This is a genomic window from Gordonia sp. Z-3 (assembly GCF_036233855.1).
Classification (GTDB): Bacteria; Actinomycetota; Actinomycetes; order Mycobacteriales; family Mycobacteriaceae; genus Gordonia; species Gordonia tangerina.
Genome location: NZ_JAZARS010000007.1, coordinates 104021 through 126563 on the forward strand (window position 1 = coordinate 104021; position 22543 = coordinate 126563).

At 66.4% G+C, this 22543-nt stretch carries 18 protein-coding genes and 1 riboswitch; of the genes, 11 read left to right on the plus strand and 7 right to left on the minus strand.

What is annotated here, in order from left to right; all coding sequences use genetic code 11:
- Nucleotide 1: 1 nt before the first annotated feature.
- Nucleotides 2–598, minus strand: coding sequence for a nucleotidyltransferase family protein (locus tag VX037_RS09955; protein ID WP_287016265.1), 597 nt, complete (start codon nucleotides 596–598; stop codon nucleotides 2–4).
- Between the two features lie 155 nt (nucleotides 599–753).
- On the opposite strand from VX037_RS09955, the gene uraD (VX037_RS09960) reads away from it, so the two are divergent.
- Genes uraD (VX037_RS09960) through uraH form a run of 3 tightly spaced genes read left to right on the plus strand, consistent with a single transcriptional unit; the run spans nucleotide 754 to nucleotide 3609 of the window.
- Nucleotides 754–2742: a 2-oxo-4-hydroxy-4-carboxy-5-ureidoimidazoline decarboxylase gene (uraD, locus tag VX037_RS09960; protein ID WP_235723860.1), complete on the plus strand. Its 1989-nt coding sequence runs from the start codon at nucleotides 754–756 to the stop codon at nucleotides 2740–2742.
- 10 nt (nucleotides 2743–2752) lie between these two features.
- Nucleotides 2753–3286 (plus strand): 2-oxo-4-hydroxy-4-carboxy-5-ureidoimidazoline decarboxylase, encoded by a 534-nt coding sequence (gene uraD, locus VX037_RS09965; RefSeq protein ID WP_287016219.1) that lies wholly within the window; start codon nucleotides 2753–2755, stop codon nucleotides 3284–3286.
- Entirely contained in the window at nucleotides 3283–3609 is a 327-nt protein-coding gene (uraH, locus tag VX037_RS09970) for a hydroxyisourate hydrolase (RefSeq protein WP_235723862.1), read from the plus strand. The genes uraD (VX037_RS09965) and uraH overlap by 4 nt, the downstream gene beginning before the upstream one ends.
- 94 nt (nucleotides 3610–3703) lie before the next feature.
- On the opposite strand, the gene VX037_RS09975 is transcribed toward uraH, so the two are convergent.
- Nucleotides 3704–4648, minus strand: coding sequence for an AraC family transcriptional regulator (locus tag VX037_RS09975; RefSeq protein ID WP_235723863.1), 945 nt, complete (start codon nucleotides 4646–4648; stop codon nucleotides 3704–3706).
- Between the two features lie 120 nt (nucleotides 4649–4768).
- Here VX037_RS09975 and VX037_RS09980 point away from each other — a divergent pair, with 120 nt between their 5' ends.
- The 3 genes from VX037_RS09980 (at nucleotide 4769) to VX037_RS09990 (ending at nucleotide 7776) form a co-directional block, all read left to right on the plus strand.
- Complete coding sequence (locus VX037_RS09980; RefSeq protein WP_235723864.1) at nucleotides 4769–5335, plus strand: flavin reductase family protein; 567 nt, start codon at nucleotides 4769–4771, stop codon at nucleotides 5333–5335.
- A gap of 50 nt (nucleotides 5336–5385) precedes the next feature.
- Nucleotides 5386–6999, plus strand: coding sequence for a 4-hydroxyphenylacetate 3-hydroxylase family protein (locus VX037_RS09985; protein ID WP_287016216.1), 1614 nt, complete (start codon nucleotides 5386–5388; stop codon nucleotides 6997–6999).
- A 111-nt stretch (nucleotides 7000–7110) separates the two neighbouring features.
- On the plus strand, nucleotides 7111–7776 hold the full coding sequence (locus VX037_RS09990; protein ID WP_328714099.1) for a nucleoside/nucleotide kinase family protein: 666 nt from the start codon (nucleotides 7111–7113) through the stop codon (nucleotides 7774–7776).
- A gap of 86 nt (nucleotides 7777–7862) precedes the next feature.
- On the opposite strand, the gene VX037_RS09995 is transcribed toward VX037_RS09990, so the two are convergent.
- Nucleotides 7863–11252 (minus strand): pyruvate carboxylase, encoded by a 3390-nt coding sequence (locus VX037_RS09995; RefSeq protein ID WP_235723866.1) that lies wholly within the window; start codon nucleotides 11250–11252, stop codon nucleotides 7863–7865.
- A gap of 416 nt (nucleotides 11253–11668) precedes the next feature.
- Between VX037_RS09995 and VX037_RS10000 the strand changes: the two genes are divergently transcribed.
- The 5 genes from VX037_RS10000 to VX037_RS10020 all read left to right on the plus strand — a co-directional run bounded on the left by VX037_RS10000 (nucleotide 11669) and on the right by VX037_RS10020 (nucleotide 19411).
- A complete protein-coding gene (locus VX037_RS10000) occupies nucleotides 11669–13120 on the plus strand; it encodes an MFS transporter (protein ID WP_328714101.1) in 1452 nt (483 codons plus the stop codon).
- A gap of 91 nt (nucleotides 13121–13211) precedes the next feature.
- On the plus strand, nucleotides 13212–14570 hold the full coding sequence (locus VX037_RS10005; RefSeq protein WP_235723900.1) for an 8-oxoguanine deaminase: 1359 nt from the start codon (nucleotides 13212–13214) through the stop codon (nucleotides 14568–14570).
- Nucleotides 14570–15388, plus strand: a complete 819-nt coding sequence (locus tag VX037_RS10010; RefSeq protein WP_235723868.1) for an FAD binding domain-containing protein — start codon at nucleotides 14570–14572, stop codon at nucleotides 15386–15388. The genes VX037_RS10005 and VX037_RS10010 overlap by 1 nt, the downstream gene beginning before the upstream one ends.
- Nucleotides 15385–18156: a molybdopterin-dependent oxidoreductase gene (locus tag VX037_RS10015; protein WP_287016213.1), complete on the plus strand. Its 2772-nt coding sequence runs from the start codon at nucleotides 15385–15387 to the stop codon at nucleotides 18154–18156. The genes VX037_RS10010 and VX037_RS10015 overlap by 4 nt, the downstream gene beginning before the upstream one ends.
- Entirely contained in the window at nucleotides 18134–19411 is a 1278-nt protein-coding gene (locus VX037_RS10020; RefSeq protein ID WP_287016212.1) for an Nramp family divalent metal transporter, read from the plus strand. The genes VX037_RS10015 and VX037_RS10020 overlap by 23 nt, the downstream gene beginning before the upstream one ends.
- Here VX037_RS10020 and VX037_RS10025 read toward each other — a convergent pair whose 3' ends face one another.
- The 4 genes from VX037_RS10025 to VX037_RS10040 form a co-directional block, all read right to left on the minus strand.
- Nucleotides 19412–20638, minus strand: a complete 1227-nt coding sequence (locus VX037_RS10025) for an acyl-CoA dehydrogenase family protein (RefSeq protein WP_328714103.1) — start codon at nucleotides 20636–20638, stop codon at nucleotides 19412–19414.
- Nucleotides 20639–20794: 156 nt separating this feature from the next.
- Nucleotides 20795–21283 carry a histidine phosphatase family protein gene (locus VX037_RS10030; RefSeq protein WP_266062020.1) on the minus strand — a complete coding sequence of 163 codons (489 nt, stop codon included), beginning with the start codon at nucleotides 21281–21283 and terminating at the stop codon, nucleotides 20795–20797.
- A gap of 2 nt (nucleotides 21284–21285) precedes the next feature.
- The gene (locus tag VX037_RS10035; protein ID WP_328714105.1) at nucleotides 21286–22107 is read right to left on the minus strand and encodes a CbtA family protein; all 822 of its coding nucleotides are present in this window, start codon (nucleotides 22105–22107) and stop codon (nucleotides 21286–21288) included.
- A 26-nt stretch (nucleotides 22108–22133) separates the two neighbouring features.
- Entirely contained in the window at nucleotides 22134–22370 is a 237-nt protein-coding gene (locus VX037_RS10040; protein WP_235723873.1) for a CbtB domain-containing protein, read from the minus strand.
- 32 nt (nucleotides 22371–22402) lie between these two features.
- Nucleotides 22403–22542: riboswitch (cobalamin riboswitch) on the minus strand.
- Between the last annotated feature and the right edge of the window lies 1 nt (nucleotide 22543).

The following is a 22543-nucleotide window of genomic DNA, read 5'->3' on the forward strand; positions in this document are numbered from 1 at the left end:
ATCAGTCCGGCAGGTCGCGGTCGCGGCCCGTGGCCAGGTCGCCGCACTCCACGGTGCGCAGACCCGCGACGGTCGCCAGATACCGTCCCGCCCCGACGTCACCCTGCAGATGAGCACCGAGCGGGTCGAGATGGTCGGACCCGATGTACACCGGGTGGCCCGGCCGTCCGTCGAACACCGCGCGTGCCACCACATCCCGCCGACGCTGCGCCGCGTCGACGACGCGGCCGGTGACCTCCGGCCCCACATCGGGTGTGTCAACAACATGTAAAACCATCGCGGCGGGATCCCGCCGCTGTGCCACCCACCCCGCGGCGGCGCGCACTGTCGCCGACAGACCCGTCGCCCAGTCGTCGACGTGGAGCACCGATGCCCCGCCGGGTGGTTCGACAGTGCTCGCCCCCATCGCCACCACCACCTCGTCGCACCCCCCGTCGCGCAGCGCCCGCACCGCGATCGCGAGCCACTGACCTTGGTGTGCAAGGATTTTCGGCATTCCGTAGCGACTTCCGGCGCCGGCTGCGAGCACCACGCCACACACCGCACCGACGCGACTCGCAGACGTGTCCGGCAGGTCACGGCTCTCGGGTCCCGTCATCGCCACCGCACTGGCCTCCTGTCCGTTCCGCACCTTTTACCACGTCGAAATATACGATCCACCGCCGAGCGGGAATCCGCATCGAGGTTCACTATTTATCTGCTGTGCGCGGCGATCGTTCACGGCAGGGCTACGAACTCTAGGTGATGAGGCCAATGGCAACCGATTCCAGCGCCCCCATCGGGGCACCGCAGCGCAAACGCCGGGTGCATCCGGTCGACCAGGTACCCCCACCCGGGAAACTGGTGGCGCTCGGTGCCCAGCACGTGGTGGCCTTCTACGCCGGCGCTGTCCTCGTCCCCCTGCTCATCGCACGCGCCATCGACCTCGACGACGAAGCGCTGACGATGCTGATCACCGCCGACCTGTTCACCTGCGGCATCGCCTCGCTGCTACAAGCCGTCGGATTCTGGAAGATCGGCGTCCGGCTGCCACTGCTGCAAGGAATCACCTTCGCGACCCTGGCGCCGGTCATCCAGATCGCCAACAATCACGGCGGCGGACGTGTCGGGCTGCAGACCGTCTACGGCGCGGTCATCGCGGCCGGCGTGTTCACCTTTCTGATCGCGCCGTTCTTCGCCAAGCTGATCCGATTCCTGCCGCCGGTGGTGACCGGCACCCTGATCACCATCATCGGTATCTGTCTCATCCCGGTGGGCGCCGGCGACGCGGTGAGCGATCCCGCCACCCATCTACACGACTCCGCCAACTGGCGTTGGGTCTGCTATGCACTGGGCACCATCCTGCTGATCGTGTTGATGCAACGCTTCTTCCGCGGGTTCATGGCGACGATCGCGGTGCTCCTCGGCCTCACGGTCGGCACCTTCATCGCGTGGCTCCTCGGCGACGCCTCGTTCTCTTCGGTCGGCGAGGCGTCGTGGCTGGGCTTCACCCCGCCCTTCGCGTTCGGCTGGCCGCAGTGGGACATCGTCGCAATCGTCTCACTGATCGTGGTGCTCCTCGTTGTCGCGGTGGAATCGACCGGGTCGGTCTTCGCGACCGGCGAGATCGTCGGCAAGCGCATCAAAAAAGAGGACGTCGCGGCCACCGTGCGCGCCGACGGCTTGGCCACCATGATCGGCGGCTCGTTCAACTCGTTCCCGTATACGGCCTTCTCCGAGAACGTCGGTCTGGTCCGGCTCACCGGCGTCAAGAGTCGCTGGGTGGTCGCCTGCGCGGGCGTCATCATGATCATTCTGGGGGTGCTGCCCAAGCTGGCGAAGGTGGTCGAGTCGATTCCTGCGCCGGTCCTCGGCGGTGCCGCGTTGATCATGTTCGCCACCGTCGCGATTGTCGGCATCCAGACACTCACCTCGGTCGATTTCACCGATCATCGCAACCTGATCATCTCGGCGACGTCGCTGGCCGTCGCGCTGTATGTGCAGTTCTCCCAGTCAGCCGCCCCGACCACCGTGATCGAGAAGTCCGGTGAGCAGGTCGACGTGCCTGCGCTGCCCGGAGTGGACGAGGCGATGCCGAACATCTTCTTGCAGATCCCGTTCTCCACCGGGATCACCATGGGCGCGATCACCGCCATCCTGTTGAATCTGTTGTTTTTCCACGTGGGTGGCCGTGGGCCCGCGGTGGCCGGTGGCGGCGCGATCACCCTTGACGAGGTCAACACGATGTCCAAGGAGCAGTTCCGGGACACCTTCGGCGGCGTCGTACAGAACGTCGACTGGGTGCTCGACCGGGCCTGGGATCAGAAGCCGTTCGAGGACGTCCACGACCTGCGCAGCGCGTTCCAGGAGGCGATGCTCACCGGCAGCGACGAGGAACAGTTGGCGCTCATCCGCGCCTTCCCGGATCTGGGCGCCGAGGACGAGGAGACCGGCGAGCTGGTTGCTGTCGACCACAAGGGGCTGTCTCACCTCGAGGAGACCGAGCACGAGAATGTGGTGAATCTGGCTGCCGCCTACCAGGAGCATTTCGGGTTCCCGCTCGTCATCTGTGCCCGCGAGACCGAACGCTACGACCGGGTCCTGCGAAACGGCTGGGCACGCATGGACAACTCGGAGACGAGCGAGAAGTCGTTCGCGTTGATCGAGATCGCCAAGATCGCGAACTACCGCTTCGACGATCTCGTCGCTGACGCCAACCCGTTCACGTCGGCCCGATTCACCCGACAACCGGAACTCTCTTAGGCTGGGGCGCATGCGTCGTGTCGATTGGCGAGGATTGTCCAGTTTCAACGAATTGTCCGAACGCCAGGCCATCAATCAGCTCTTCGAATGCTGCAGCTCCCGGATCTGGGCAGTGCGCGTGGCGTCGGCCCGGCCGTTCTCCGACGACGAGGCGCTGCTCGAGTACGCCGACCTGATCATGGCCGAGCTCACCGAGAAGGATCTCGACGACGCGTTGGCCGGACACCCGCGGATCGGCGACCGGGCCGACAATCCGTCGTCGAAACGCGAACAGTCCGGGGTCACCGGCGCCGACGCCGATGTGCTGGCCGAGATCAAGGAACTCAACGCGGCCTACGAGGAGAGGTTCGGTCACGTCTACCTGGTGTTCGCCAACGGCCGCCCCGCCGCGGAGCTCCTCGACATCCTCAAGCAGCGCATGAGCAATGACCCCGAGACCGAACGTCGGGTGATGCGCATGGAACTCGCCAAGATCAACCGCAGCCGACTGATCCGTATGCTGACACCGGCAAGCATCTACCTCGACGAGGAGGCCCAGGCGTGACCGGTTTGTCGACCCACGTCCTCGATGCCGTCAGCGGCGCACCCGCCGTCGGCGTCGCGGTGTCCCTGCAGGATGCCTCCGGCACCGAACTCGCTGCCGGCGTCACCGACGGTGACGGCCGGATCGCGCAGGTCAACACCGACGCGCTCATCGCCGGCATCCACCATCTCGTCTTCGACACCGGCAGCTGGTTCGCCGATCAGCAGCTCACCGGCTTCTACCCCGAGGTCGACATCTGCTTCGAGGTCGGCGATCCGCAGCGCCACCACCACGTGCCGCTGCTGCTGAGCCCGTACGCCTACTCGACATATCGGGGTAGCTGACCCGGTGCCGGCCGCACCTGCAGGCTCTGGCCGCAGTTCGGGCTCCTGGCCGGAACTCGAAACTGCGTCCAGAACTCCCCCACCGGTCGCGCGCTCAGCGGTCGGTGAGTAGTTGGGACGGCGAGACGCCGTATCGCTGTCGGAACGCGGCGGCGAACCGTCCGGTGTGGGTGAAACCCGCCTTCATCGCGGCGTCGGTCACCGACGCCGACGTTCCGCGCATGAGGTCGTCGTGAACCGCAGCGAGTCGGATCTCGGTGAGACATTCACGCGGCGTCTTCCCCACGTATTGCCGAAAGCCCTCCTGAAGGCGACGCACGCTCACCCCGGCCGACTCGGCCATGTCCGCGGCCGTCCAGGGCCGTGCCGGGTCGGCGCGCAGGGCGTCGAGCACTCGGGTCACGATCCGCGGTCGAGGCAGCAGATGATCGCCCCGATCGTCGGGGACGGCCGCCAAGAGAAACGCATCGGTCAACGATCCGGCGAGTTGTTCGGCGACCAACGGGTTGGCCAGTAGCGGGTCGTCGGCGGGCTGTCCGGCGATCGACTGCACCAGACGGAACCAACTCGCGCCTTCGGGTGAACGAAGATCGAGCTGATCGGGTATGGACGTGTCGGGTTGCCCGGTCACCCGACACATCTCGTGGTGCAGGAAGTCGCGGTCGATCTTGACGCCGACGATCGTGCAAGTGCTCGACCAGCGGGTGATGTCGGTGGGGGTGTCGGGCGGATTGACCGTCGCCGACCCGCTGGTCGACACCACCGAATGTCCGGCGACCGACGTCTCGAGCACACCGTTGAGCGGGACGTTGATGCCGTAGGCGCCGGGATGGTCGGAGTGAATCGATACCTCCGCGCCCCATCCGATCCGCGCGATACGCAGCGGGCCGAGCACCGTGACCGCGACATCGGCCTCGGTCGCTGTGCTGCGGGCGACACGGGGCCGCAGCACGTGTGGGAAATAGGCTGCGGACACCGCATCCGACGCTGCATCCCAATCCGGATCACCCGGTATTGAAAGCTGTTGCAGCTGACTCATCGACACTCCTCACGACCTCGCCGCGCATTCCGGATCGCTGTCGCGTTCAGCGGATCGTCAAGGGGCCGACGTCGAAATATGTTCTACCTCACATTAGCGATCATCGAAAGGAGTAGTCACATGGAACGCACGGCGCTACAGAACATCTTCGGCCAGTTCGCCAGCGGCGTCACGGTGATCACCTGCACAAACGCCGACGGTGAGCCGCACGGCGCAACCGTCACCGCATTCACGGCCGTCTCGCTCGAACCTCGCCTCTGCCAGGTCACCCTGACGCGCAAGTCCAAGGCCTGCGGGTACCTCACCGATGCACCATTCGCGGTGAACATCATGGCAGCCGATCAACTCGACATCGCAATGCATTTCGCCGGCAGGCCGGCCGACCCGGGACCCCGATGGGACGACGGGCCGACCGCACCGGTCCTGCAGGGCGCCGCCGCCACCCTCAGTTGCCTCCCATGGCGTAGCTACGACGGCGGCGACCACATCATCTTCATCGGCGAGATCGTCGACGCATCGTCGAGCGGGAAGTCACCACTGTTGTACTACCGCAGCACCTTTCACGATCTCGGCGAGCCGAGCGTGAACTCACTGTGGACGTTGTGCGCCGACGATCCGCATTCGGGATGGTTCGACTCGACCACCACGTTCACCCCGTTTCATCTGGCCGGAACCCGCACCGCCTGAACCGTTTTCATAACCAGTCACGATCGATCGATCAGAAAGAGGTATCAATCATGACCACTCTCGACGAGCGGCCCGACACCGACGCACCGACCACCAACCCGGCAGCCGACAGTGCGGCCAACAAGACGCGCAATTTCGCCTCCCGGCCGATGACCGGCGACGAGTACATCGAGTCACTCAAGGACGGGCGCGAGATCTGGCTACACGGCGAGCGCGTGAAAGATGTGACCACCCACCCAGCCTTCCGCAACCCGATCCGGATGACGGCTCGCCTCTACGACTCGATGCACGATCCGGCCACCCGCGACAAGGTGACCGCGCCCACCGACACCGGCAACGGCGGCGTGACGATGCCGTTCTTCAAGGCGCCCACGAGCTCGGCAGATCTGGTCAAAGAACGTGATGCGATCGCCGAATGGGCACGGATGACCTACGGCTGGATGGGACGCTCCCCCGACTACAAGGCCAGCTTCCTGGGCACCCTGCATGCCAACAAGGATCTCTATGCACCGTTCGAGGCCAACGCCGAACGCTGGTATCGCGAGTCACAGGAAAAGGTCCTGTACTGGAACCACGCCATCATCAATCCGCCGGTGGATCGTCAGTTGCCGCCCGACGAGGTCGGCGACGTGTTCATGAAGGTGGAGAAGGAAACCGACGCGGGGCTGATCGTCTCGGGAGCGAAGGTCGTCGCCACCGGCTCGGCCATCACCAACTACAACTTCATCGCCCACTACGGGCTGCCGATCCGCAAGAAGGAATTCGCGCTCATCTGCACCGTGCCGATGGACGCACCCGGCATCAAACTCATCTGCCGGACCTCCTACACCGAACAGGCCGCGGTCATGGGCAGCCCGTACGACTACCCGCTGTCGAGCCGGATGGACGAGAACGACACCATCTTCGTCTTCGACAAGGTGCTCGTGCCCTGGGAGAACGTCTTCATGTACGGCGACGTCGAGCGCATCAACGCCTTCTTCCCACAGTCCGGCTTCCTGCCGCGCTTCACCTTCCAGGGCTGCACCCGTCTCGCGGTGAAACTCGACTTCATCGCCGGGTTGCTGATGAAGGCACTCGACGCCACCGGTTCCGGCGGCTTTCGCGGCGTGCAGACCCGGGTCGGTGAGGTGATCGGCTGGCGCAACCTGTTCTGGACGCTCACCGACGCGATGGCCCACAACCCCGAACCGTGGATCGGCGACACCGTGATCCCGCGCCTCGAATACGGCCTCACCTACCGGATGTTCATGATGCAGGGCTACCCGCGTATCAAGGAGATCATCGAGCAGGACGTCGCATCGGGCCTGATCTATCTGCCGTCGAGCGCCGCCGACTTCAAGAGCCCCGACGTGCGCCCGTACCTCGACAAGTACGTCCGCGGTTCCAACGGCATCACCGCGGTCGATCGGGTGAAGGTGATGAAGGCACTGTGGGATTCGATCGGTTCCGAATTCGGCGGCCGGCACGAACTCTACGAACGCAACTACTCGGGCAACCACGAGAATGTGAAGGCAGAGTTGCTGTTCGCCGCGCAGAACCGTGGTGGTGTGGAATCCATGAAGGGTCTCGCCGAACAGTGCCTGTCCGAGTACGACCTGGACGGCTGGACGGTCCCCGACCTCATCGGCAACGACGACGTCAGCTGGTTCGGGCGGTCGAGCTAGCCTCGCGCGGGTCGTCTCGGCTCCCGCGGACCGTCGACGGCCCGCGGGAACCGGGACGGCTCGCGCTGTCCGCCCCGACCCGCGTTACTGATGGCGACTACCGTCGATCGCATGCCCGACGCCGTTGACGGACCCGCCGCCGCAGTCGCCGACGACATCGCCGGCCTCCTGTCCGGAACGGAGCGGGTACTCGTCGGCATCACCGGCCCGCCCGGCGGCGGTAAGACCACGATCACGCGCGCGGTGATCGACATCCTCGGAGCCCGACGCGGACCCGACACGGTCGCATACGTCCCGATGGACGGGTTTCATCTATCCGACCGCGTGCTCGCCGACGTCGGCCGCGGCGACCGCAAAGGCGCACCGGATACCTTCGATGCCGACGGCTTCGTCACGCTGCTCGAACGGATCACCGCGTGCGGCGACCGACCGGTGTACTGCCCCGACTTCGACCATGTCATGGGCGAACCGATCGCCGCGCGGCTCGTCGTCGCACCCACTGCCCGGGTGATTGTCGTGGAGGGCAACTACCTTGCTCTCGACAACCCGCCATGGTCCGCGGTGCGTCCACTGCTACGCCGCCTCTACTACATCGACGCGCCGGGTCCCCTCCGACGCGAACGGCTGCTACGTCGCCACCGCGCCGCCGGCAAGGGCCTTGCCGATGCCGCCGCGTGGGTCGACTCCGTCGACGAACCCAACGCCCGGCTGGTCGCCGCGAGCAGGCACCTTGCAGATCTCGTCGTCGACGGCCAAGCCAACCACACGGAGGACTGACAGATACGCCGGAAATCACCCCCGTAATTGACAGTTCCCCATGTGGATACCGATTCACATGGGGAACTGTCGCGGGCGTGACCCCGCTACCCGATTTCGACGAGCAGATCGCCCGGGGTGACCTGGGTGACCTGGCCGATGGCGACGCGGACGACCTTGCCGCCGACGGGCGCAGTGATGGTGGCTTCCATCTTCATCGCCTCGATGGTGCCGATGGCAGCGCCGGCGGCGACCTCGTCGCCGACGTCCACACTCAGCGACACGACTCCGGCGAACGGTGCGCCGATGTGGTGCGGATTGCCGCGATCGGCCTTCTCGGCCGCGGCGACCTCGGCATCGACGGAACGGTCACGCACCTGCACCGGACGTAGTTGTCCGTTGAGGATGCACATGACGGTGCGCATGCCCTTCTCGTCGGGTTCGCTGATCGCTTCGAGCCCGATCAGCAAGTCGACACCGGGTTCGAGCTCGACGCGGTGTTCCTCGCCGTAACGCAGCCCGTAGAAGAACTGGTTCGCCGACAGCCGGGAGGTGTCGCCGTAGGTCTCCTGGTGGTCGTCGAATTCCTTGGTGGGGCCGGGGAACAGCAACCGGTTGAGAGTGTGCTGGCGTTTCTGGCCGGGGGTGTCGAGCGCCTGCGAATCGTCGTCGGACAACTCGGCGGTGGCCGCCGCCTCGGCGCGGCCCTCCAACGCCAGTGAGCGTAGCGGTTCGGGCCAGCCGCCAGCGGGATCGCCGAGTTCGCCACGCAGGAAACCGATCACCGAGTCGGGGATGTCGTAGCCCTGCGGGTTGGCGGCGAACTCGTCGGCGGTGATGCCGCGGCCGACCAACGCCAACGCGAGATCGCCGACGACCTTCGACGACGGGGTCACCTTGATCACTCGACCCAGCATGCGGTCGGCGGCGGCGTAGGCCTCTTCAACGGCCTCGAACCGGTTGCCCAGTCCGAGGGCGATGGCCTGCTGTCGCAGGTTCGACAACTGCCCACCGGGGATCTCGTGGGTGTAGACCCGTCCGGTCGGCGCGGGCAGTCCGGACTCGAACGGCGCGTACACCTTGCGTAGCGCCTCCCAGTACGGCTCGAGGTCGCAGACGGCCTGCAGATCGAGGCCGGTGTCACGCTCGGAATGAGCAGCGGCGGCCACGATCGCCGACAACGCCGGCTGGCTGGTGGTACCGGCCAACGCCGCACTGGCGCCGTCCACGGCCGACGCCCCGGCCTCCCACGCCGCCAGATAGGTGGCGAGCTGCCCGCCGGGGGTGTCGTGAGTGTGCACATGCACCGGCAGATCGAAGTTGCTGCGCAATGCCGACACCAGCTTCGTCGCCGCCGGCGCCCGCAACAGCCCGGCCATGTCCTTGATCGCCAACACGTGCGCGCCGGCATCGACGATCTGTTCGGCCAACCGCAGGTAGTAGTCGAGGGTGTAGAGGTCCTCGTTCGGGTTGGCCAGGTCACCGGTGTAGGACATGGCGACCTCGGCGACCGCCGTGCCGGTCTCGCGTACCGCGTCGATGGCCGGACGCATCTGCTCGATGTTGTTGAGCGCGTCGAAGATCCGGAAGATGTCGATACCGGTTGCGGTGGCCTCGGCGACGAACGCGGTGGTCACCTTGGTCGGGTACGGGGTGTAGCCGACGGTGTTGGCGCCCCGCAGCAACATCTGCAAACAGATGTTGGGTACCGCTTCACGCAACTGCGCCAACCGATCCCACGGGTCTTCCTTCAGGAACCGCAACGCCACGTCGTAGGTGGCCCCACCCCAGCATTCCAGCGACAACAACTGGGGGGTCATCGCCGCCACATAGGGCGCCACCGCCATCAACCCGGTCGTACGGACCCGGGTGGCCAGCAACGATTGATGAGCGTCCCGGAAAGTGGTGTCGGTGACGGCAAGTCGTTTCGAATCCCGTAGATCCGCGGCAAACCCGGCCGGCCCCAACTCCAACAACCGCTGACGCGAACCGTCCGGCGGTGAGGCGAGGGTGGCGCGATCCAGCGTGGGCAGCTTGTCACGCGGATACACCTTCGTCGGACGTTCGCCGTGCGGCTTGTTGACCGTCACATCGGCCAGGTACGACAGGATCTTGGTGCCGCGGTCGGCCGAGCTGCGCGAGGTCAGCAGCCACGGACGGTCCTCGATGAACGACGTCGTCACCCGGCCCTCGCGGAAGTCGACATCATCGAGCACCGCCTGCAGGAACGGGATGTTGGTGGCCACTCCACGAATCCGGAACTCGGCCACCGCACGCCGCGCACGGCGCGCCGCGGTCGCGAAATCCCGACCGCGACACGTGAGTTTCACCAGCATCGAGTCGAAGTGGCCGGTCACCTCGGCACCGAGCACCGCACCGCCGTCCAGACGCACCCCGGCACCACCCGGACTGCGGTAGGCGGTGATGCGTCCGACGTCGGGCCGGAACCCGTTGGCCGGGTCCTCGGTGGTGATCCGGCACTGCATCGCCGCACCCCGAATCGCCAGAGTGTCCTGCGACAATCCGAGATCGTCCAGCGATTCACCCGACGCGATGCGCAGCTGTGAGCCCACCAGGTCCACATCGGTGATCTCCTCGGTCACCGTGTGCTCGACCTGGATGCGCGGATTCATCTCGATGAACACATGCTGACCGTTTTCGTCGAGCAGAAACTCGACCGTCCCGGCGCACGTGTAGCCGATGTGGCGGGCGAACGCGACCGCGTCCGAGCAGATCTTCTCGCGCAACTCCGGTGACAGGTTCGGCGCCGGCGCCAACTCGATCACCTTCTGATGACGACGCTGCACCGAACAATCCCGCTCGAACAGATGGATCACATTGCCGTGGGTATCGGCCAGGATCTGCACCTCGATATGGCGCGGATTGACCACCGCCTGCTCCAGGAACACCGTCGGATCCCCGAATGCCGCCTCCGCCTCCCGCGAGGCCGCCGCGATCGCATCGGCCAGATCCGCGATCTTCTCCACCCGACGCATACCCCGGCCACCACCACCGGCCACCGCCTTGACGAACACCGGGAACTGCATCGACTCGGCAGCCGCGAGCAACTCCGCCACATCGGCCGACGGCTCCGACGACGCCAACACCGGCAACCCCGCCGCCTTCGCCGCAGCCACCGCCGTCGCCTTGTTACCCGTCAGCTCCAACACATCCGCCGACGGACCCACGAACGTGATCCCCGCATCCGCACACGCCTGGGCCAAACCCTGATTCTCCGACAAGAACCCGTAACCCGGATAGATCGCATCCGCGCCACACCGCTCGGCCGCCGCGATCACCTCATCGACCGACAGATACGCGCGCACCGGATGACCCGGAGTACCGATCTGATACGACTCATCGGCCTTGAGCCGATGCACCGAATTCCGGTCCTCATACGGGAAGATCGCCACCGTACGGGCGCCGAGCTCATACGACGCTCGGAAGGCGCGGATGGCGATTTCTCCGCGGTTGGCCACCAGGACTTTCTCGAACACGCGTCTCTCTCTCGTCAGTGCGACGGAGCGCTCTCGCGACGACAATGTCGGGGGCGCACCGGTACCGCATTCAATCCACGCTGGGTGTCTCAGAGTACTGCGCGCGTGTTCTACGGCCGACGGCGCCCGAGGCAAACACTCAAGACTACGCCTGAGACGCCGCGTTCTCACAATCATGCCGTTGACCTGTGCGTTTCCGGAAACATCACCGAGCAATCGCTCGGTATGGCAGCCCGGTTGCCGCATTCACGCAGACCGCTGGGAAGGTGGCGCAACATCGGTTCCGACGACACTGGAAGCGACGACCGAACGAAATATGGACCCACCTTCGGTGGGTCCGCCGATCCGGACCAAGCACCCACTCGATAGCGTGGACGCTCGGAGGTGTGTGGGCATTGAGTGCGATCAAGAGGCCGGTGGACGAGGACTCTGGCGCGCTCGTACCCGACCGCCACCCGCGCCTTGCTGTCACGATCCTGTGCGCCGCGGGCATCGTCGTCGCCCTGATGCAGACGATCATCGTGCCACTGATCCCGCAGCTGCCGACACTGCTGAATGCCGATCCCGGTGACACGACCTGGGCGCTGACCATCACCCTGCTGGCCGGTGCGGTAATCACGCCGATCGGCGGACGCCTGGGAGACATGTACGGCAAACGTCTGATGCTGGTGGCAAGCATGGGCTGTGTGGCCACCGGTTCGGCCGTGTGCGCACTGTCGGCGTCATTGCCCCCGTTCCTGGTCGGTCGCGCACTGCAGGGCCTCGGGTTCGGCACGATCGCCCTGGGCATCAGCGTCATGCGCGACATCGTCCCGCCGCGGCATCTCGGGTCGTCGGTGGGCACGATGAGCGCATCGCTGGGGATCGGCGGCGCCCTCGGCCTGCCCTTCGCGGCCGCGATCGCCCAGCACGTCAGCTGGCACGCACTGTTCTGGGCGTGCGCGGCCGCCGCGCTACTCGGCGCCGCCGGGATCGCGCTCACCGTTCCGGAGAGCCTGTCGCGCACCGGCGGCCGCTTCGACCTGCTCGGCGCCCTCGGCCTGGCCGCGATGCTGGTCTTCCTGCTGCTCCCCCTCTCGAAGGGATCGGAGTGGGGATGGTCGGCGCCGCTGACCATCGGCATGTTCGCGGCGTTCGTCGTGGTGGCCGTGGTCTGGTGGTTCGTGGAGCGGCGCGGCGCCAACCCGCTCATCGATCTCGATGTCGCGACCGAACGGCCGGTGATGTTGACCAACATCGCATCGGTCGCCACCGGATTCGCCTTCTACTCGATGCAGCTGATCCCGATCCAACTCCTGATGGCACCGACGACCGGCCCCAATGGACTGGGTCTGGACATGTTCACCGCCAGCCTCGTACTGGCCCCCAGCGGAATCCTGATGTTCATCTTCTCCCACGTCTCCGCCCGACTGACCGCAGCATTCGGCCCACGGGTGTCGCTGGCCACCGGCGGCGCCGTCATCGCCGCCGGCTACGTGGTGTTCATCGTGGCGCTGACCGGCCCGTGGGCGATGAATTGGGGCGTCATGCTCGGCGTCGCCTGCCTCATCGGTGCCGGCCTGGGCGTTGCCTATTCCGCGATGCCGGCGCTGATCATGAGTTCGGTGCGCGTGGAACAGACCGGCGAGGCCAACGGCGTCAACGCGCTGATGCGGGTGGTCGGCACATCCACGTCAGCGGCGGTCGTGGGCATGATCCTCACATGGTCGATGATCTCGGTGCCCGCCGCCGATGGCACCGGAGTCGGTGTACCCACCGAATCGGGGTACCTGTGGGCGTCGGCGATCTCGCTGGGCGCGTGCGTGCTCGCCATCGTGCTGGCGCTCGCGATTCCACCCCGGAGGCCGATCTCAGTGCAGGACGTCTGACCAGTGACCGACCACCGAAACGAATTCGTAACGCGATCGTCGTAGCGTGACGCGGGTGTCCTCCAATGGGTCGTCATCCGATGCAGATTCCGTGCCGTCGGTGACCGTGATCGACAACGCCTTCGTGGTGACCGTGGACCCGCAGCGCCGAGAACTCGCCGACGCCTGCGTGGTTATCGAGGGGACGCGGATCGTCTCCGTCGGCGCTCCGCCGGCGCAGCTGCCCGCCGACGCGATCAGGGTGGACGGGCGCGGGTGCGTGCTCACCCCCGGGCTGGTCAACACCCACCACCACCTATACCAGTGGGTCACCCGCGGTCTCGCCGCCGACCACACGCTGTTCCAATGGCTCACCACGCTGTACCCGATCTGGGCCGGCATCGACGAGGCGGCGGTGCGCACCGCCGCCCTCGGTGGTCTCGCCCAACTGGCACTGTCCGGCTGCACCACCACCACCGACCACCACTACGTCTTCCCGGCCGAGGGCGGCGATCTACTGGGTGCCGAGATCGACGCCGCAACCACAGTCGGGCTGCGTTTCCACCCGACCCGCGGCTCGATGGACCTCTCGGAAAAGGACGGCGGTCTACCGCCGGACTCGGTGGTGCAGAGCATCGACGAAATCCTTACGGCCAGTTCGGACGCGGTGTCGCGCTGGCACGACCCCGCCGACGACTCGATGCTGCGCATCGCCCTGGCACCGTGTTCACCGTTCTCCGTCACCACTGATCTCCTGCGTGAATCCGCAACGCTGGCACGCGAACTCGACGTACGCATGCACACCCATCTGGCCGAATCGCTGGACGAGAACACCTACTGCCAGCAGCACTTCGGCTCCACCCCACTGCAATACATGGAGTCGGTCGGCTGGGTGGGCCACGACGTGTGGTTCGCCCACGGCATCGAGTTCGACGACGACGAGATCGGCCGGCTCGCCGCAACGTCCACCGGAGTGGCCCACTGCCCCACTTCCAACGCCCGGCTGGGCAACCGGATCTGCCGTACCCGCGATCTCGTCGACGCGGGTGTCCCCGTAGGACTCGGCGTGGACGGTGCGGCGTCCAACGAGTCGTGCCGGCTGCTCGAGGAAGCCCACCAGGCGGTGCTGATGGCCCGTGCCCGTGGTGGACCCACCGCCCTGACCACGCGCACCGCCATCGAGTTGGCCACGATCGGCGGCGCTCAGGTGCTCGGCCGCGCCGCCGACACCGGGTCGATCGAGGTGGGCAAACTCGCCGACCTGGTGCTGTGGGATCTGACGTCGGTGGCACACAGTGGAATCGACGACCCGGTCGCGGCGCTCGTGCTCGGCGCGATCCCGCCGATTGCCGCGAGCTGGGTGAACGGGCGACAGGTGGTCGAGCACAACATGTTACGGACCGTCGATGCCGAACGCATCGCCGCCGACGTGGTGCGCGAACATCGCCGACTGATCGAGAAGGCCGGGTGATGGACCTCAACACCATCGACCGCTACCGCTACGCCCGTACCCGCGAGGATCTGCGGCTCGGCCCGGGCGAGCGCGTGGTGGCCGGCGGCACCTGGTTCTTCTCCGAACCGCAGGTCGACGCCGACGGCATCGTGGACCTCACCACCATGGGTTGGCCGGCATTCGAGGATCTTCCCGATGACGGGCTGCGGATCGGCGCCACCTGCCCCATCGTCGAGATCACCAGGTTGCCCGCTCGATCGGCCTGGCGTGCGCAACCACTGTTCTCCGAGTGCGCCAACGCGCTCCTGGCCTCGTTCAAGATCTGGAATGTCGCGACCGTCGGCGGCAACATCTGTCGGTCGTTCGCCGCGGCCTCGATGGTCTCGCTGGCAGCGGGCCTCGATGCCACGGCCGTCATCTGGTGCCCCGACGGCAGCGAACGTCGCACCCCGGTGGCGGAGTTGATCACCGGCAACGGCACAAACTCACTCGGCGACGCAGAGATACTGCGCGCCATCGACATACCCGGCACCTCGATGCAATCGGTCACCGCGTTCCGCAAGATCGCGCTGGCCGAACTCGGCCGGTCGGGTGCGGTGGTGACCGGCCGTCGCGACGAGGACGGCACACTGATCCTGGTCGTCACCGCCGCCACCCTGCGCCCACATGTGATGCGTTTCGACGCGATCCCCACCATCGACGAACTCCACGACCGGGTCGTGGCTGCCGACGACTTCTACACCGACCCTCTCGGATCGGCGGATTGGCGACGCGCCACCTCGGCAGTGCTCGCCGAAGAGATCCGCGCCGAACTCGCCGGTGGGGTGACGGCATGAAGTTCTCCGTCAACGGCGACATGCACGACGCCACTCCGCGTCCGGGCCAGTGCCTGCGCACGCTCCTGCGCGACAACGCCCACTTCGAGGTGAAGAAGGGCTGCGATGCCGGCGACTGCGGCGCGTGTTCGGTGCTGGTCGACGACACCCCGGTGCACTCGTGCATCTACCCGGCGCAACGCGTCGAGGGACACACGGTGACGACCGTCACCGGGCTCGGTACCCCGGACGACCTCCATCCAGTGCAGCAGTCGTTCGTCGACAATTTCGGTTTCCAGTGTGGATTCTGCACCGCCGGCATGATCGTCACCGCGTCCACACTCGAGGCCGCCGATCTCGATGATCTGCCCCGGAAGATGAAGGGAAACATCTGTCGCTGTACCGGTTACCGTTCGATCCGCGACGCGATCACCGCGGCCGTGGCCCCGGCCGATGATCTCCGGAACCCCACCGACCCGTCCCCAGAGGCGGCTGAGGCGTGCATCGGCCGGTCGGTATCGCCACCGGCGGCCCGTCGCGTGGTCACCGGCACCGAACCGTACACGTTCGACGTCACCGTCGAGGGCCTCACCCATCTGCGTGTGCTGGGGTCACCGCACGCGCATGCGCGCATCGTGTCCATCGACACCACCGCCGCCGAGCGGGTGGACGGTGTCACGCTGATACTGACCCATGACAATGTCCCGCAGACAAGGTTTTCCACCGCTCGTCACGAGCATCGCGAGGACGACCCCGACGACACGATGATGTTGGACCCCGTCGTCCGGTTCGTCGGTCAACGGGTCGCGGCGGTCGTGGCCGAGACCGCAGCCGCGGCCGAGCGGGCCTGCCGACTCATCGAGGTCTCCTACGAGATCCTGCCGGCGGTCTTCGACCCCGGCGAAGCGCGTCGACCGGGCGCCCCGGCCATCCACCCGGACCGCACCGCGCTGGATCGGGTCAATCACGCCGATCGCAACGTGATCGCCGACTTCCACCACGGTTTCGGAGGGGACATCGATGCGGCACTGGCCGATTCGGCGGTCACGGTCTCGGGGACCTGGTCCACCGCCCGGGTCTCCCACGCTCAGCTCGAGACACACGGCAGCATCGGTTGGCTCGACGACGACGGTCGGCTGGTCATCCGGACCAGCACCCAGGTGCCGTTCCTGGTCCGCGACGAACTCGCGCACATCCTCGATCTCGCGCCGGAGCGGATCCGCGTCTTCAGCGCCCGCGTCGGCGGCGGATTCGGCGGCAAACAGGAACTGCTGACCGAGGACCTGGTGGCGTTGGCGGTGCTACGGACGGGCCGTCCGTGTGCCTATGAGATGAGCCGCAGCGACGAGATGACGCGCACCACCTATCGCCATCCGTTCCGGGTCGCCGTGGATCTCGGCGCCGACACCGACGGCGTGTTGACCGCACTGAAGATCGACGTGCTGTCGGACACCGGCGCCTACGGCAACCACGCGATCGGCGTGATGTTCCACGCCTGCGCCGAGTCGATCTCGGTGTACAACTGTCCGATCAAACGGGTCGACGCGGAGGTCGTCTACACGAACAATCCGCCGTCCGGCGCCTTCCGCGGTTACGGTCTGGGGCAGGTCATCTTCGCGATCGAGTCCGCGCTCGACGAGCTGGCCATCGAACTCGGCATCGACCCGTTCGACATCCGACGAATCAATGCAGTCCGCGACGGCGACCCGCTGCTGGCCGCCCACGCCGAGCCCGAACCCGATCTCGTCTACGGCAGCTATGGCCTCGACCAGTGCCTCGACCTGGCGCAGGCGGCACTCGATCGCGGCAACGGCGTCGAGCCGCCGGCCGGTCCGCACTGGCGGGTAGGTGAGGGAATGGCGCTCGCGGCTATCGCCACCATGGCCCCACGCGGGCACATCTCCCGAGTGCAGGTGGCCGTCGACCGGCACGGCGACTATCACGTCGGCATCGGGACGGCCGAATTCGGCAACGGCACCACCACGGTGCACACCCAGATCGTGGCCGCCACCCTGCAGACCGTCCCCGAGCGGATTCGGTTGCGACACGGCGACACTGACGCCGCCGACTACGACACCGGAGCTTTCGCCTCCGCCGGCACGACGGTGGCCGGCAAAGCACTGCACCGGGCGTGTACCAGTCTGCGGGAGAACCTGATCGGCGCTGCCGCCACCGTGGCCGACGCCGAACCCGACCGCGTGGTGCTCACCTCCGACGGCGCGCTGGTGGGTGACCGGATGGTCTCGTTCGACGAGATGATCGATGTCCTCGATCCGGCCGCGGACCAGGTGACCGCCGACGGCGAGGAGACCGGGGACGTACGGTCGATTGCCTTCAACGTTCAGGCTTTTCGGGTCGCCGTCGACGTCCGGACCGGGGTGGTGCGCATCCTGCAGTCGATCCAGTCGGCCGACGCCGGTACGGTGATGAACCCGCAACAGTGTCGCGGGCAGGTCGAGGGCGGCGTGGCCCAAGCCATCGGATCGACGCTCTACGAGGAGATCATGCTCGCCGACGGGGTCCCGCTGACGGGTGTGTTCCGCACCTATCGGGTGCCGCAGATGGCCGATGTGCCGGTCACCGAGGTGTACTTCGCCGAGACGTCCGACGAGTTGGGTCCGTTCGGGGCGAAGTCGATGAGCGAGTCCCCGTACAACCCGGTTGCCCCGGCTATGGCCAATGCGATCCGACGTGCGATCGGTGTGCGGCCCTGCGAACAGCCGATGTCACGCGACCGGGTGTGGCGCCTGATCGACCGTGAGGTGGGTGGCACTGGTCGGCACGCGTAGCGGCGAGGACGGCACCACGCGTAAACGGGTGTCGAGAACCCGCAAGAACATCGTCGGCAACCTCGCGCTGTTCGGGCCGGCGTTCGTCGCCGCGATCGCCTACGTCGATCCCGGCAACGTCGCGGCCAACATCACCGCGGGCGCCCGCTACGGTTTCCTGCTGGTCTGGGTTCTGGTGCTGGCGAACGTGATTGCCATGCTGATCCAGTATCAGTCGGCAAAGCTCGGCATCGTCACCGGCAAGAGCCTGCCCGGGCTGCTGGGTGACCGTCTGAGCACCCGTCCGCGACTGGCGTTCTGGGTTCAGGCAGAAGTGGTGGCCATCGCCACCGACCTGGCCGAGGTGCTCGGTGGCGCCGTCGCCCTCCAGCTGTTGTTCGATCTGCCGCTGGTGCTGGGCGGGGTGATCGTGGGCGCGGTCTCGTTGACCGTGCTGCTCCTACAGAATCCGCGGCAGGAACGCACATTCGAGAAGGTGATACTCGGCCTGTTGGCAATCATTGTGATCGGTTTCCTGGCCGGACTGGTGGTCGATCCACCGCCGGCAAACGAGGTACTCGGTGGGCTCGTCCCGCGGCTGGACGGACCGGAGACCGTGCTGCTGGCAGCCGGTATGTTGGGTGCGACCGTAATGCCACACGCCATCTACGTGCACTCGGCGATGGTCATCGACCGACACGGGGTCACCCGGTCGGCGACGCGCCAACGACAACTGGTGCGGGTCACGCGCTGGGATGTCGTGGTGGCACTGATCGTCGCCGGCGCGGTCAACGTCGCACTGCTGTTGCTGGCCGCACAGAACCTGCGCGGCAAGGAAGGTACCGACACCATCGAGGGCGCCTACGACGCGGTCGCCGACGCCCTCGGATCGGGGATGGCAACCGCCTTCGCCATCGGACTACTGGCCAGTGGACTGGCGTCGACCTCCGTCGGATCGTCTGCCGGCGCGGCGATCATGGGCGGCCTACTGCACAGAGACATCCCACTGTTCATCCGGCGGGTGATCACGGTCATCCCGGCCCTGGTGGTACTGGCTCTCGGCGTCGACCCCACCTGGGCGCTGGTCATCAGTCAGGTGGTGCTGAGTTTCGGCATCCCGTTCGCGGTGATCCCGCTGGGCCGGTTCACCGCTGACCGGTCGTTGATGGGCGAGTTCGCCGACGGATGGCCCCTGCGGCTGACCGCGGGCATCGCGTCGGTGCTGATCGTGCTCCTCAACCTGACGTTGATCGGTTTGGTGGTGACGGGTGCCTGATCAGCCCCTCAGCAACCCCTTGGCCACATGCGTCACCTGGATCTCGTTGCTGCCCGCGTAGATCATCAGCGACTTCGCATCGCGCGCGAGCTGCTCGACCCGGTACTCGGCCATGTAGCCGTTGCCGCCGAACAGCTGTACGGCCTCCATCGCGACGTCGGTCGCCGCCTTCGAGGAGTACAGCTTCATCGCCGAGGCCTCGGCGAGGCTCAGTGGCTTGCCGGCCTGACCGCGTTCGATCGCGCTGAACAACATGTTCTGCACGTTGATCCGGGCCACCTCCATCTCGGCGAGCTTGAGCTGAATGAGCTGGAACTGGCCGATCTCCTGGCCCCAGAGCTTGCGGGTCTTGGCGTAGTCGATGGACAGACGTTGCGCCTCGTTGATGATGCCCAACGAGAGCGCGGCGATGCCGACGCGCTCGGCGGTGAATCCTGCCTTGGCGCCCTCACCGCCGCGGGTGTCGGCGCCGGTGTCCTCGGTTTCGCCGAGCAGACGATCCTTACCCAAGCGCACATTGTCGAAAAACAGTTCACCGGTCGGCGAACTCGTCATACCCATCTTCTTGAACGGCTTGCCCTGGGTGAGACCGGGCATGCCCTTGTCGAGGACGAACGAGAGCACTTTGCGATCGCGCATCGCGGTGTCGCTGCCGTCGTCGAGTTTGGCGAACACGACGATGGTGTCGGCGTAGGGACCGTTGGTGATGAACGTCTTCTGCCCGTTGAGCAGGTAGTCGTCACCGTCGCGGCGAACCGTGGTCTTCATGCCGCCCAGCGCATCCGACCCGGAATCGGGTTCGGTGATCGCCCACGCGCCCACCTTCTCCATCGTGACGAGTTCGGGCAGCCACCGCTTCTTCTGCGCCAGTGTTCCCTTGCCGCGGATCGTCGAGGCGGTCAGCCCCATACTGACGCCCATCGAACCGACCAGTCCGAGGCACACCCCGGCCAGCTCGATGTTGACGATCATGAACATCGACCCGGACATGCCACCGCCGCCACCGCCGCCCGACGGCTTCTCACCGGCCGCCTCTGCCGCGAGCTCCTTCTCCAACGCGTCCTTGGCCATCGCGTCGACACCGAAGGTCGCCAGCAGCTTGCGAGTGATGTCATACGGCGGCAGAACACCGGTCTCGAGTTCGTCGATGTGCGGCTTGATCTCCTTGTCGATGAACGCGCGCAACGCATCCCGCACCATCAGGTCTTCTTCGGACCACTCGAACATCGTCACAACTCCCCACCGCCGCGCCCGCCAGTACGGGCTGAACATGTTCCACTTTCCTGCCAGGTTACTGTGTCAGGCGTCACCCGGGTTGTAAAGGTACGGATTCCGAAATTCGTGTCTTGGGTCCGCTGTCCCGGCCGTCCGAGGCGAGAGTTGTCAGCGGTGATAGATCGTCGCCGGTCGGATCTCGACGCCGAAGAACTCCTCGGGGTCGGTACACAGCAGTGCCTGTGCAACCGGCATCGAGACGACGCACACGTCGGTATCGGCGCCATCGGTGACATACCACCGGTGGATCCGCTCCACGAACCGTGCGACGCTCTCCCCACCATGCGGGCGGGCGACCGGATCGGTGAACCAGGCGGCCAAGTCATCCGGGGTGATCTCGGTCGGCATCCGCCCCGTCCACCGACCGACATCAAGGGATCGGAGAGCTGGTGTCGTCACGGGTTGGATCTGCAACACGTCAGACGACTCGACCACCGCACGCTCGGGACCACCGGCAACACGGCCGGTGCCGATGGTCGCGGTGACCTCCGCGCGGAGTCCGGCCACGTCGCGTCGTCCACGATCGTCCAGAGATGCATCACCGCCGAACCGCACCGATCTGTTGGGGCCGGTGCGGCCGGCGGTGACGATCAGCATCGTCAGGCGTCGACCTGCGCGACGTGGGCGTCGGGGGATTCGTCGGAACCCGATCGCATGAGACGTCCGAGGAGTAGCGCGAAGAGGACGGTCAACACGGTCCACATGATCAGTTGATCGGCAATCGCATACACCCGGTAGTCGCCGATGACATCACCCGGGAAACCGGGGAACGCGATCTGCCCGGTGGCGTCGGACAGCGGGCCGGGCACCTCGTGGAACTCCGGGAGCAGCATGATCGTGACAGAGACCGCGACGAGATACGCGAGAGCCCCGAGCACGCCCGCGACGAGCCCGCCGAGCCGTGGCCGCAGCCACAACGCCAGGACCACCGCGACAACTGCGAACACCACCGACAAAATGGTGATCGTCAGGAATGCCGCGCTGCGCGCACCGATCGTGTCGTCGTCGCCCACCGCCGGCGGGTTGGCCGGATAGGCGAAGAACGGCACGGCGAACACCGCGACGAACCCGATCGCGCCCAGCGCCACGGCGGCCATCCGCGGGTCCGTGGCCGGGTGACGACGGCCGAGGTAGGCCCACAGCACGGTGAACGCGACCGCGAAGAACGCGCCCATGCAGACCGCGAACACAATGGTTCCGATCCCGGCACCCACGTTCTCCTGGATCGAGCGCGAGAAGATCTCGCCGTGCTCGTGGCCACCGTGCTCACCGGCGAGCATTTCCTCGGCGTGGGAGCGTCCCTCTTCGTAGTCGATCGCCTCGACCACCAGGGGTTCGATGAACAGCCGCGCGAAGATGAACGCGACGATGCCGGCGACCAGGCCCGAGAGCAGGCCTGCGCCGATGAATTTCTTCTCCATGTTCGGTTGTCTCCTACCAGTGGCGATCAGTGGCAAGGGAAACCGAGGAAGTGCCTGGCGTCGTGCACGAATTCGTGCACGTGGGTGTCGGAACCGAAGACGCTCACCGCGCCCTGGTCGTACCCGAGGAAGTAATAGGCCAGCCCGGCGAGCAGCACGGTGAGGCTGAGCCACAGCGCCGCGCTGGCCGCGGAGACATTGGGTACCGCAAGGCTCGGCGCGGCCACTGCGCGGGCCGATGATGAGTGCGTGGAGGCGGTCATGGTGGTCCTTTCTGGGATTGCGCGTCCCATCCGTTGGCGAACACACACCAGGCGGCATTCTGGCTCTCCCGCCGCCGATGGGCTCGGTGGCCGTACTGCGACGGGATCACAGCGGCGCGACCGCTCCGGACTCTCACCGGATTCCCCGCGCACTGGTGTGTGATGACTGTACT

What these genes read in the sequence shown, in the direction of transcription:
- VX037_RS09985 (WP_287016216.1), top strand. Translation starts at nt 5,386, where the DNA reads ATGACCACTCTCGACGAGCGGCCCGACACCGACGCACCGACCACCAAC.
- VX037_RS10010 (WP_235723868.1), top strand. Translation starts at nt 14,570, where the DNA reads ATGGACCTCAACACCATCGACCGCTACCGCTACGCCCGTACCCGCGAG.
- VX037_RS10030 (WP_266062020.1), bottom strand. Translation starts at nt 21,283, where the DNA reads ATGCTGATCGTCACCGCCGGCCGCACCGGCCCCAACAGATCGGTGCGG.
- VX037_RS09990 (WP_328714099.1), top strand. Translation starts at nt 7,111, where the DNA reads ATGCCCGACGCCGTTGACGGACCCGCCGCCGCAGTCGCCGACGACATC.
- VX037_RS10025 (WP_328714103.1), bottom strand. Translation starts at nt 20,638, where the DNA reads ATGTTCGAGTGGTCCGAAGAAGACCTGATGGTGCGGGATGCGTTGCGC.
- uraD (WP_235723860.1), top strand. Translation starts at nt 754, where the DNA reads ATGGCAACCGATTCCAGCGCCCCCATCGGGGCACCGCAGCGCAAACGC.
- VX037_RS09955 (WP_287016265.1), bottom strand. Translation starts at nt 598, where the DNA reads ATGACGGGACCCGAGAGCCGTGACCTGCCGGACACGTCTGCGAGTCGC.
- VX037_RS09975 (WP_235723863.1), bottom strand. Translation starts at nt 4,648, where the DNA reads ATGAGTCAGCTGCAACAGCTTTCAATACCGGGTGATCCGGATTGGGAT.
- VX037_RS09980 (WP_235723864.1), top strand. Translation starts at nt 4,769, where the DNA reads ATGGAACGCACGGCGCTACAGAACATCTTCGGCCAGTTCGCCAGCGGC.
- uraD (WP_287016219.1), top strand. Translation starts at nt 2,753, where the DNA reads ATGCGTCGTGTCGATTGGCGAGGATTGTCCAGTTTCAACGAATTGTCC.
- VX037_RS10040 (WP_235723873.1), bottom strand. Translation starts at nt 22,370, where the DNA reads ATGACCGCCTCCACGCACTCATCATCGGCCCGCGCAGTGGCCGCGCCG.
- VX037_RS10035 (WP_328714105.1), bottom strand. Translation starts at nt 22,107, where the DNA reads ATGGAGAAGAAATTCATCGGCGCAGGCCTGCTCTCGGGCCTGGTCGCC.
- VX037_RS10015 (WP_287016213.1), top strand. Translation starts at nt 15,385, where the DNA reads ATGAAGTTCTCCGTCAACGGCGACATGCACGACGCCACTCCGCGTCCG.